Source organism: Lentzea sp. NPDC042327 (genome assembly GCF_040647275.1).
GTDB lineage: Bacteria > Actinomycetota > Actinomycetes > Mycobacteriales > Pseudonocardiaceae > Lentzea.
In genome coordinates this window covers 337,540-348,685 of record NZ_JBEZBX010000005.1, presented here as the reverse complement: position 1 = coordinate 348,685, position 11,146 = coordinate 337,540, and the positions used below count along the sequence as shown (strand labels likewise).

Genomic DNA, 11,146 nt, shown 5'->3' with positions numbered 1-11,146 from the left:
CTGGAGGATCTTGCCCATGTACGTGGGGGCTTTGGAACTGGACGTGCTCCTGGGCGACGTCCACTCGTTGAAGGAGAAGCGCTCGCTGGTCCGCCCGGTCGTGGCGGAGCTGCGCAAGCGCTTCGAGGTGGCGGCCGCCGAGGCCGGCCATCAAGACCTGCACCGACGCGCTTTGATCGGCGTAGCAGTGGTTGCTGCCGACGCTGCGCACGTCAGGGACGTGCTCGACAGCTGTGAAAGGCTCGTCGCCGGACGTCCCGAACTGGAATTGCTCTCCGCCCGCACACGACTCGTGGGGCCGGAGGACGACTAGGAAGGGGAGGCTCGTGGCCGACACGGCACGTGCCCGCAAGCTCGCCAAGCGGATCTCGCAGATCGTCGCCTCCGCGCTGGAGCACGAGGTCAAGGACCCGCGCCTGGCCCGCGTCACCATCACCGACACGAAGGTGACCGGCGACCTGCACGACGCGACCGTCTACTACACGGTCCTGGGCGAGCGTCTCGACTCCGAGCCCGACTACGCCGGTGCCGCCGCGGCACTGGAGAAGGCCAAGGGCGTGCTGCGCTCCATGGTCGGGCAGCAGACGGGCGTCCGGTTCACGCCGACGCTGACGTTCATGACCGACACCGTGCCCGACACGGCGCGGAAGATGGACGAGCTGCTCGCCCAGGCACAGGCCGCCGACGCCGAGGTCGCCCGTCTCGCCGCGGGTGCCTCACCCGCCGGTGAGGCCGACCCGTACAAGGCGCCGCGGGCCGACGAGGACGAGGACTGACGAATCGGGACGGTCTCCGGCACACGCCGGGGACCGTCCACTTCGCACCGCTCCTGCCAGCTCCGTCGCCGGAAAGCCGCACAGGAATGGGTGCCTTGTCACACAGCCGGACCACGAGCGGTTAACGTCTCCCTGTGGCAGACGACCTGAGCACCACCATCGCCGAGGCCGCACGGTTGTTGGCAGATGCCCGTGACGTGACCCTGCTGGCGCACATCAACCCCGACGCGGACACGCTGGGCAGCGCGCTGGCGGTCGGTCTGGCATTGCACCGGCGCGGTGCGCGGGTGCGGGTGGCGTTCGGTGACCCCGAGGTCGTGCCGGAGTCGTTGCGGGCGTTGGACACCGCCGGACTGCTGGTGCACCGCGACGAGGTGCCCGCCCACCCCGAGCTGCTGGTCGTCCTGGACACCGCGAGCCTGCAGCGGTTGGGGCCCTTGGCAGATCGCGTCGCCGGCGCCCGCGGACCCGTGATCGTCGTCGACCACCACGTGTCGAACACGCGCTACGGCACCGTTCACTGCGTCGACGAACACGCGGAGGCGACGGTGCTGATCGCGTTGAAGCTCCTCGACGAGATGGACGTCGAGCTCGACGAGCCGATCGCGCGCTGCATCTACGCGGGCCTCGTGACCGACACCGGTGGCTTCCGCAACGCCGGGCCCGCCGCGCACCGGACGGCCGCGCGGCTGCTGGAGACCGGAGTGGACGCCTACCGGGTGACGCGGCCGTTGATGGACGCCCACCCGTTCGCGTACCTGGGCATGCTGTCGCGCGTGCTCGCCCGCGCCGAGCTGGACCCGGCCGCGGCGGGCGGTCTCGGGTTGGTGCACGCGGTCGTCGGGCTGGACGACGCGCAGGGCGTTCGCAGCGAGGAGGTGGAGAGCGTGATCGACGTGGTGCGCTCGACCTCCGAGGCCGAGGTCGCCGCTGTGCTGAAGGAACTGCGCCCCGACCGCTGGTCGGTGTCGTTGCGCGCGGTGAGCCGGGTGGACGTGCGCGAGGTGGCCCAGGTGCTCGGTGGCGGCGGCCACCGCCTGGCCGCCGGGTTCACGTTCGAGGGCGCACCGGCGGAGGTCGTCGCCGCGCTCAAGGGCGCGTTGGAGCGGGTGGAGTCATGACGAGAACCGGAAGCCCGCGCCTGCTGCGGGAGATCAACGACCGCGCGGCCATCGAGACGTTGCTGCGCAGCGGCGCCATGACCCGCGCCGAGCTGGAGGAGGTCATCGGCCTCTCCAAACCGGCGACCGCGCAGCTCCTCGCACGCCTCGAAGAGGACGGCATGGTCGTCCGCACCGGCCTGCGCGGCGGCGGCCGCGGCCCGCGCGCCCAGATGTGGGCCGTGAACGGCGCCGTCGGCCACGTGGCCGCCGTGGCGCTGACGCCCGAGCTGATCGACGTGGTGATCGCCGACATCACCGGCACCCTGCTCGCCGAGCACAGCACCCCGATGCCCGCCACCGACACCCTCCAGGCCTTCCGCACCGCGGTCCAGAAGGCCGCCGCTCTCGCCGGCCTGCGCCTGGACGCCCTGTCCCACGTCGTCGTCGGCACCCCCGGCGCCGTCGACCCGGCCACCGGCTTCCTCGGCTTCGCCCCGCACCTCCCCGGCCTCGTCGAGGTGGACCTCCCCTCGACCCTGCGCACCCTGCTGGGCACCTCGGTGTCGATCGAGAACGACATCAACCTCGCCGCCCTGGAGGAGATGAGCACCGGCAAGGCCGTCGGCGTCCGCAACTTCGTCCTCTTCTGGCCCGCCGACGAGATCGGCTCGGCCATCGTCGTCAACGGCACCCTGCTGCGCGGCGTGACCGGCGGCGCCGGCGAGGTCGACTCGATGCAGATCCCCGGCGGCCGCTACGGCGACCAGGTGGACAACGAGGCGATCGTGGCCCTCGCCGCCTCGCACGGCATCACCGCCACCTCCGGCGTGGAGGCCGTTTCCGCCGCGTTGGAGGCCGGCGCTTCCGGCCGCGAGTTCTTGTCGGACCTCGCCCGTAGGATCGCTCACGGGTTGGCGAACGTGGTGTGCGTGCTCGACCCGGAACTGGTGCTGCTGTCCGGCGGAGTCGCGCAGGCCGGCGGCGAGACCCTGTGCGAGCTGGTGTCGGAGGAACTGCTGAAGCTGGTCGTCCCCCGCACCTCGGTGCAGCTCGCCCAGATCACCGCGAACCCGGTCCGGTCCGGGGCCCTGCACTCGGCGCTGGCCGTGGCGCGGGAGCAGGTGTTCGGGCTGCCGCAGCGGGCCTGAGCGGGTTCCTGCTCCCATCCCTGCTCCTTCACTCGAACGGGTGGATGTGGGCTGGTGGATGTCCGGATCTCGTCGCTCGGCTCCCTCGCTGGGGAGGAAGCGCGCGCGGGTGCGGGAACGAGGTGGGGCGGGAGTGCTTTCCATCGCTAAGTAGTTCGGTCGTGCGGCTTGAGCGCCTAGGTTCGGTGTGTGGAGGAACAGGGGCTAGGGGTCGGTGGGCAGGGCTCGGACGTGGACCGGGGCGCTGCGGGCCGGAGTGATGCGGGCCGGGATGCTGCGGCCTCGGCAGGGACCGTGGATGGAGCAGGCGCCGCGGGTGCGGGGGTGGATGCCGTTCGCGCCGGCGCGCCAGCCGGTGCCGACCACGCCGGCACGGCCAACGACACGGCCAACGACAACGACGACGGCGACGGCGACCACGTGCCTGCCCGTCGCGTCATCGGCCTGGCCGTGCCCGCACTGGGCGTCCTGGCCGCGGAACCGCTGTACGTCCTCGTCGACACCGCCGTGGTGGGCCACCTGGGTGCGTTGCCGTTGGCCGGCCTCGCCCTGGGGGGTGTGCTGCTGACGCAGGTGTCGACGCAGCTGACGTTCCTGTCGTACGGCACGACTGCGCGCACGGCGCGGTTGCACGGTGCGGGGCGGCGGGGGGATGCCGTTGCCGAAGGGGTGCAGGCGACGTGGCTGGCGTTGGCCGCGGGTGTGCTCGTGGTGTTGCTGGGGCAGGTGTTCGCGCGGCCGTTGGCGGAGGTGCTCGCCGGAGGTGGGGCGGTTGCGGATGCGGCGGTCGAGTGGGTGCGGATCGCGTTGTTCGGGGCGCCGTTCATCTTGGTCACGATGGCGGGCAACGGGTGGATGCGCGGGGTGCAGGACACGCGGCGGCCGTTGCGGTACATCTTGATCGGCAACGGGATCAGTGCCGTGCTCTGCCCTGCGCTCGTGTACGGCGCGGGGTGGGGGCTGGAGGGGTCGGCGATCGCCAACGTCGTCGCGCAGGTGTTGTCGGCGGGGTTGTTCTTCAAGGCGTTGGTTGCGGAGCGGGTGCCGTTGCGGCCGCATTGGGCGGCTATGCGCGCGCAGCTCGGCATGGGGCGCGATTTGGTGCTGCGGAGTTTGGCGTTCCAGGCGTGCTTCATCAGTGCGGCGTCAGTTGCGGCGCGGACGTCTATTGCGGCTGTGGGAGCGCATCAGGTCGTGTTGCAGCTGTGGACGTTCCTGGCGTTGGTGCTGGACTCGTTGGCGATTGCGGCGCAGTCGCTTGTCGGGGCGGCGCTGGGGGCGTCGCGGCGCCGGCGGGCTGAGCGGCTCGCCTGGCAGGTGACGCGGTACGGGCTGGTGTTCGGGATCGGGCTCGGGCTGGTGTTCGCCGCGGTGGCGTCGGTGTTGCCGAGGGCGTTCACCTCGGACGCCGAGGTGCTCGCGGAGGTGCCGAACGCGTGGTGGTTCTTCGTTGCGCTGCAACCGATCGCGGGCGTGGTGTTCGCGCTCGACGGGGTGTTGCTCGGGGCGGGGGACGTGAAGTTCATGCGGACGGCGACGCTCGGGTCGGCGGTGGTCGGGTTCCTGCCGCTGGTGTGGGCCTCGTACGCGTTCGAGTGGGGACTCGCCGGGATCTGGACCGGGTTGTCGGCGTTCATGGTCCTGCGGCTGGTCGCGGTGGTGTGGCGGACGCGGACCGGGGAGTGGGCGGTCGAGGGCGCCGTCCGGTGACGGCTGTCCCGCAGGGTGGGCTGTGGCCGAGTTCACGGCATGGAATCGTTACCAAGAAGGTTGTTTAGGCGATGTAACTAATGTCTGCCCGTCTCCGACCTGGGGAGAGTGTCGCCTTGCCGGTCGTCCGCCAAGATCGAGATGCTGCTCGTGCCGCGTGGCTGATCTGGACCACCGCCGTACTCGTCTACTTCGCCGCCGTCTTCCACCGCAGCACGCTCGGCGTGGCCGGGCTGGAAGCGAGTGAGCGCTTCGGGCTCGGGCCCGCGCAGCTCGGTGTGTTCACCGTGCTGCAGGTGGGGGTGTACGCCCTCATGCAGATTCCCACCGGTCTGCTCGTGGACCGCTACGGGCCGAGGAAGGTCCTCACCGCCGCCGCGTTGCTCATGGGCACGGGGCAGCTCCTCTTCGCGATAGCCGAGTCATATCCCCTCGGGCTTGTCGCGCGCGCGGTGCTGGGCATGGGTGACGCGATGACGTTCATCAGCGTGATCCGGCTCGTCGCGGCGCACTTCTCACCACGGAAGTACTCGTTGGTCGTCGCGATCACGGCCGCGCTTGGGGGCGTGGGGAACCTCGTCGCGACGGTGCCCCTCACGCTCATGCTCGGCAGCATCGGCTGGACGTGGGCGTTCCTCATCGCGGGTGGCGCGACCGCCCTGTACGCGTCGGTGGCGTTCCTGAAGGTCCGCGACGTGCCGCCGGGAACCGTCACGCCGAAGCCGGAGGTCGTGCCGTTCCGCAGGATCTGGCCGAAGGTCCGGCAGGCGTGGAGCGTCCCGGGCACCCGGCTCGGGTTCTGGGCGCACTTCAGCACCATGTCCACGCCCGCTGTGCTCGGCCTGCTGTGGGGCTTCCCGTACCTCGTGCAGGCGCAGGGCATGTCACCGAAGGCGGCGTCGTCCACGCTCGGACTGCTGGTCATCGGCGCGATCGTGACGAGTCCGATCATCGGCGCATTGTTCTCGCGCAACCCGGAGTGGCGCATGCCGATCGCGGGCTGGTTCCTGGCGTTCGCGTTCATCGGGTGGGGCGTGCTCTTGTTGTGGCCGGGCGGTCACGTGCCGTCGCCGGTCATCGCGGTCGTGTTCCTCGTGCTCACGATCGGTGGACCCATCTCGGGCGTGGCGTTCGCGTTGGCGCGTGACTACAACCCGTCGCACCGGCAGTCCACGGCCAGCGGCCTGGTCAACGTCGGCGGCTTCCTCGCCGTCACGGTGGCGGCGCTCGGCGTCGGTGTCCTGCTGGACCTGCTCGAGAACGTGCTGAGCCCGCAGAACGCCTTCCGCGTCGCGTTCGGCTTCCTCGTCGTGGTGCTCGCGTTGGGCGCCTGGCGGATGCTGGTCTGGTGGCGGCGCGCACGGGCCGCGGTGTTCGCGGCGGAGGCGCGCGGCGAGACGGTGCCGGTGCAGTTGCGGCGTCGGCGTTGGGACGCTCTGCGCGTCGCTTAGGATCAGCGGCCGTGAAAAGTTCTGTTGCACCTGGCCTGGTCGTCGTCGACAAGCCGGACGGCATGACCTCGCACGACGTGGTGGCACGGGTGCGCAGGATCCTCGGCACCCGCAAGGTCGGGCACGCCGGCACGCTCGACCCGATGGCGACCGGTGTCCTCGTGCTCGGCATCGAACGCGCGACGAAGCTGCTCGGCCACCTCGCGCTCGACAGCAAGGCCTACCTCGCCACGATCGTGCTCGGCGCGGCCACCACGACCGACGACGCCGAGGGCGAGGTGCTGTCCACCGCGGACGCGAGCCACGTCGAGGACGCCGCGATCACGGCCGAGATCGCGAAGCTCACCGGCCCCATCCAGCAGGTCCCGTCCGCGGTCAGCGCGGTGAAGATCGACGGCAAGCGCGCCTACGCACGGGTCCGCGCCGGTGAGCAGGTCGACATCCCCGCCCGCCCGGTCACCGTGCACCGCTTCGACGTGCTGTTCAGCCGCCGCGAGGACGAGAAGGTGCTGCTCGACGTCATGGTCGAGTGCTCGTCGGGCACCTACGTCCGCGCCCTGGCCCGCGACCTCGGCGCCGCACTGGGCGTCGGCGGCCACCTCGGCGCGCTGCGCCGCACCAGGGTCGGCCCGTTCGACCTGCGCGTGGCCCGCACGCTGCAGCAGCTGGAGGAGACCCCCGGCCTGTCGCTCGACCTCGACGCGGCGGTCGGCACGGCGTTCCCGCGCCGCGAGATCGACCCGCTGGAGGCCGCGGCGCTGTCCCACGGCCAGCGCCTGAGCGCCGGCGGGTTCGACGGCACCTACGGCGTGTTCGGACCCGACGGCCACGTGATCGCGCTGGCCAAGGACGAGGACGGCCAGGCCAAGCCCGTGGTGGTGCTCAGCCCGGCCGGATGACCCCGGAGGTGCGGCGCAGCCCCCGCAAGGCCTGCGCCGCACCACTTCCTCAGCCCTGCAACGGCACGTCCACGAACTCGCCGGCGCCGTCGGTCGCCGTGGCGGACCTGGCCGCCGCCGAGGCAGCCGCCACCCAGCGCAGCAGCTTCGGCACACCGCCGGGGGTCCGGAACGCGATGACCCAGGTGTCACCGGCCGGCGACACGGCCGGGTCGACCACGGTCTCGTCGGCGTAGTTCGTGACCTCGGTCCACGGGTGCCACGCCGTGCCCGCCGACGCGACCTGCCCGGTGCGGTAGACGAACCCGTCGTCACCGCGCACCGCGAGCTGCACCGTCCCCTGCGGAGCCAAGAGCGCGGACGGAGCGCCGACCGCCGTCACGCCGCTGGGCAACGAGCCGGGCACCGCGGTCCAGGTGTCCGGGATCGTGCCGCTCGACGTCGTCTGGACGGTGTGGACGGTGCCGTCCGACTTGCGCGCGAACAGCTGCACGACGTTGTTGGGCAGGGCGACGACCGCGGCCGCGCTGGTGAACCCGTTGGTGGTGGTGCACTGCCACGCCGTCTGCACCAGGTCGGTGATGCCCGCCTTGCACTGGCGGCCGTCGGCGTTGCGGACGACCAGCACGATCGTGTCGCCCTGAGCGTACGCGGTGAAGTCCTTGCTGCCCGGTGCCACCGGTGCCGCGCCACCCGGCCTGCGCCACGACGGGAAACCGCCGTTGAGCACGCGCTGCTGGCGCAGCCAGAGCGCACCGGAGGAGTCGATCGCCACCATCGTCTGGATCTTGTTCGCGGTCCGCACGAACTGCGGGGCGCTGACCATGTACCCGCCGAAGTCGGCGTGCGGGTTCCACACACCGGGCGAGTTGCGCAGGAAGCCGTGCACGTTCGAGTCGGTACCCGGCCCGTAGACGCGGATCATGCCGTTCTCGTTCTCACCCGTCGTCAGCGCACCGGTGAAGGACGAGTAGCCGGTGCGCGTCTCGAACCCGTTGGGGGTCGTCCCCGACAGGTCGGTGATCTCCCCGTGCACCAACGACTTCGCGTTGTCGACGTAGCTGTAGTGGAGGTTGCCCGTGGTGGTGGACCTCAGCAACGACGGCTTGGCCGTCGGCTCGGACGCGGCCGCGGGGATCGCCGGGTTCGTCACACCGGTCACCGCGCAGGTGTCCGGTGCCGCCGTCGTCGTCGCGCTGTCCGCCGCCCAGTTCGTGCCGGCGGGCTGGGCACCGCTGCCCGTGGCGAAGCGCTGCTCGGAGTCGATCCACCGGTACCACCACACGGTCCGGTACTGGGCGTGGATGCCGTAGACGATGTCGCCGCCGGGGGAGAACAGCGTGCTGTGCGCGTTCCACCCCGTAGCAAGCTTGCCGCTGCGCGACACCCACCGCTGGGACGGGGCGTGGTAGCGGAACCGGTACACGTCACCGGCCGGGGTGCGGGCCCACAGCACGCCCTCGCCGGCGGCGACGATCGCGTCGTACTGGTTCCACCCGCCGTCGAGGTACCACTCGGCCCAGCTGTTCGAGGTCTGGTTGTACCGCTTCATCCGCAGCGCTCCGGCGGCGTCGACGTAGTAGAAGTCGCCGCGCGCGTCGATGGTCAGGCGCTGCCGGTAGGCCGGGTCCGTGTTGTAGATCTTCCAGCTGTCCGACGTGTCGATCTTCGTCGACTCGCCGTTCTTGTCCCAGCCGGTGCCCAGCCAGATCTGCTGGTGCACCTCGCCGGCCGAGTTGATGTAGTACACCTTGCCGCCGGGCCCGGCGTACGTCGAGGCGGGCCACCCGTTGCCGATGCCGGCGTTGTTGCCCCAGACGTTCTGACCGGTCTCCGGCTCCTCGTGGTAGTGGATGTGCAACCCGCCACCCGTCCGCGCTTCGAAGATCGGCGCGGTCGTCTTGCACGTGAACGAGTCCACCGCGGCGGCAGTGGGAGCGGTGACCGCGGCGGGCAGCACCGCCACCGCGGTGGCGACGACCGCGGGCAGGGCGAATCTTCGGAAGTTCATGCGGTTCAAGCCTTTCTGAGCAGAAGAGCGGCGTGTCAGTCGCCGGCGGACGTGAACGAGCCCTGGTCGGCGACAGGAGCGCCGCCCGTGCGCGCCGCGGTCGTGCTCGGCACCCAGAACTGCATCTTCGGCACGCCGTCGGGGGTGCGGAACGCGATCAGCCAGGTGTCGTTGGCGAGCGACATGGCCGGGTCGGAACCTGCCTCGTCGGAGTAGTTCGTGATCTCCGTCCACGGCCACCACGCCGTGCTGGCGGGGGCCTGCTGACCGGTGCGGTAGATCCAGCCGTCGCTGCCGCGCACGGACAGCTGGACGGTGCCGTCGGGTGCCCTCAGCGCAGCGGGGTCGCCCACCACCAGAGCGCCCCCCGGCAGGTCGACCGGCACCGCGGTCCACGCGCCGGTCAGAGTGTCGCTCGCGGTGGTGCGGGTCGTGTAGACCCTGCCGTCGGCCCGCCGCGCGTACAGCTGGAGGGTGTTGTCCGCCAAGGGGATCACGGCCGCCGCGTCCGTGCCGCCGGAGCCGCCGCACGACCAGTCGCCGACCGCGGTGGGCGTGACCGTGAGCTTGCAGTAGTCACCGCCGGTGCGCAGGGCGACCACGTGGATGGAGGTGCCCGTCGTGACGGCGGTGACGTGCCCGGTCGCGCTGATCGGCTGCGCGGTCAGCCTGCGCCACGGGTACAGCGTGCCGTTCGACCCGTACTGCTTCGCCCAGACGTGGCCGTCGGCCGAGAGCGCGACGTAGCCGACCTTGCCGTCCGAGGTGCGGACGGCCTGCGGCGCGGTGAGCATCCGGCCGAAGTGGTTGACCGGCGCCTTCCAGGAGTTGATCGCCTGCCGGTCGAAGACGCGCGCGTCGGCGTCGGTGGCGCGGGCCCAGATCCTGGTGCTGCCGTCGGTGTTCTCGGCGAGCGCGGGCGTGCCGCGGAAGTCGACGGCGGTGTCCGGGAGAGCGCTGAACGGGTGGGGCCCGACCCGCACGTCGGCGATGTCCGAGTGGACGACGTCGCTGTTGCCGTTGACGTAGGCGAACTGGAGGTGGCCGTCGGAGGTCTTGAGCAGCGCGGGCTTGGCGTACCCCGTGGGCGGGACGCTCGGGCGGGCCGGACCCGGTTCGGTGACGAGGGTGCACGCGTCCGGCGCGGCGAGCGCGGTGACGCCGTCGGTCCACCACGTGCCCGCCTGCACGCCGGAGGTGATGTGGTGGGCGGTCTCGGAGTAGCGGAACCAGTAGACCTTGTTGTCGCGGATGCCGTAGATGACGTCCGCGCCGGGCGAGGTCAGGTTCTGGTACTGCTCCCACGGGATGCCGGGGATCGCGACGGGCGCGGGCGTGAGCCAGCGCTGCGAGCCGGCGTGGAAGCGGTAGCGGAACATCGCGCCGTTCGGCTGGCGGGCCCACAGCACGCCGTCACCGGCCGCGAAGATCAGGTCGTACCGGTCCCAGCCGCTGTCGATCGCCAGCTCGTCCCAGACACCGGTGGCCTCGTCGTAGGTGCGGCGCCACAGCCCGCCGTTGCCGTCGACCATGTAGAACGCGCCGGTGCTGTCGATCGTGAGCTTCCTGGCGCCGGCGGGATCGGCGTAGTAGCCCATGCCTTCGCGGATGGGCTTGCTGGTGCCGCCGTTCTCCCAGGACGGCGAGCCGGTGCCGAGCCAGCGGTGCCGCTGCAACGTGCCGTCGGCCGCGTTCAGGTAGTACATGCGGCCGTCCGGGCCCGCCCAGCTCGCCGCCGGCCAGCCCGAGCTCACCTCCGAGCCGTTGCTCCACGCGTCGGCACCGGTCGCCGGCGCGTGGTGCTCGTGCAGGTGCAGCTTGGTGGTGGCGCGCACCGCCCAGAGGCGGGCCGTCTGCTGGCAGGTGAACTCGTCGGCGGCCACGGCCGGTCGTACCGCGTCCGTCAACGCCGGTGCGGCGGTCAGGACGCCCGTCGCGGCGAGGACGGCCATGACCGCGGGCAGCGTTCTTCTGCGCGACAGCTGTGGTCGCATGGGATCTCCCCAGAGGTGGAAGGTGAAGTGCGGTGCGCCGGGAAGGCGGCCTTC

General features: G+C 71.4%; 9 protein-coding genes. 7 read left to right on the top strand and 2 right to left on the bottom strand.

The genetic code is table 11. The annotated features are described in order from the left end of the window. Positions 1–16: 16 nt before the first annotated feature. The 7 genes from AB0A63_RS15415 (at position 17) to truB (ending at position 7,087) form a co-directional block, all read left to right on the top strand. Entirely contained in the window at positions 17–313 is a 297-nt protein-coding gene (locus AB0A63_RS15415; protein WP_360390728.1) for a DUF503 domain-containing protein, read from the top strand. A gap of 13 nt (positions 314–326) precedes the next feature. Then, positions 327–776 carry a 30S ribosome-binding factor RbfA gene (gene rbfA, locus AB0A63_RS15410; protein WP_360390725.1) on the top strand — a complete coding sequence of 150 codons (450 nt, stop codon included), beginning with the start codon at positions 327–329 and terminating at the stop codon, positions 774–776. Between the two features lie 134 nt (positions 777–910). After that, positions 911–1,897 (top strand): bifunctional oligoribonuclease/PAP phosphatase NrnA, encoded by a 987-nt coding sequence (locus AB0A63_RS15405; protein WP_360390723.1) that lies wholly within the window; start codon positions 911–913, stop codon positions 1,895–1,897. Then, the gene (locus AB0A63_RS15400; protein WP_360390720.1) at positions 1,894–3,027 is read left to right on the top strand and encodes an ROK family transcriptional regulator; all 1,134 of its coding nucleotides are present in this window, start codon (positions 1,894–1,896) and stop codon (positions 3,025–3,027) included. Before AB0A63_RS15405 ends, AB0A63_RS15400 begins: the two co-directional genes overlap by 4 nt. Before the next feature lie 420 nt (positions 3,028–3,447). Beyond that, complete coding sequence (locus AB0A63_RS15395) at positions 3,448–4,737, top strand: MATE family efflux transporter (protein ID WP_360391477.1); 1,290 nt, start codon at positions 3,448–3,450, stop codon at positions 4,735–4,737. A 116-nt stretch (positions 4,738–4,853) separates the two neighbouring features. Then, positions 4,854–6,188 carry an MFS transporter gene (locus AB0A63_RS15390; RefSeq protein WP_360390718.1) on the top strand — a complete coding sequence of 445 codons (1,335 nt, stop codon included), beginning with the start codon at positions 4,854–4,856 and terminating at the stop codon, positions 6,186–6,188. Between the two features lie 11 nt (positions 6,189–6,199). Continuing rightward, positions 6,200–7,087: a tRNA pseudouridine(55) synthase TruB gene (gene truB / locus AB0A63_RS15385; protein ID WP_360390715.1), complete on the top strand. Its 888-nt coding sequence runs from the start codon at positions 6,200–6,202 to the stop codon at positions 7,085–7,087. Positions 7,088–7,136: 49 nt separating this feature from the next. Here the strand turns inward: truB and AB0A63_RS15380 are convergent, their stop codons facing one another. Then, a complete protein-coding gene (locus AB0A63_RS15380) occupies positions 7,137–9,098 on the bottom strand; it encodes a tachylectin-related carbohydrate-binding protein (RefSeq protein ID WP_360390712.1) in 1,962 nt (653 codons plus the stop codon). Positions 9,099–9,133: 35 nt separating this feature from the next. Further along, the gene (locus AB0A63_RS15375; protein ID WP_360390709.1) at positions 9,134–11,092 is read right to left on the bottom strand and encodes a tachylectin-related carbohydrate-binding protein; all 1,959 of its coding nucleotides are present in this window, start codon (positions 11,090–11,092) and stop codon (positions 9,134–9,136) included. Positions 11,093–11,146: the final 54 nt, after the last annotated feature.

Excerpts from the sequence above, each read along its gene's own strand:
- AB0A63_RS15415 (WP_360390728.1), top strand. The coding sequence starts at position 17 with ATGTACGTGGGGGCTTTGGAACTGGACGTGCTCCTGGGCGACGTCCAC.
- AB0A63_RS15400 (WP_360390720.1), top strand. The coding sequence starts at position 1,894 with ATGACGAGAACCGGAAGCCCGCGCCTGCTGCGGGAGATCAACGACCGC.
- AB0A63_RS15380 (WP_360390712.1), bottom strand. The coding sequence starts at position 9,098 with ATGAACTTCCGAAGATTCGCCCTGCCCGCGGTCGTCGCCACCGCGGTG.
- AB0A63_RS15375 (WP_360390709.1), bottom strand. The coding sequence starts at position 11,092 with ATGCGACCACAGCTGTCGCGCAGAAGAACGCTGCCCGCGGTCATGGCC.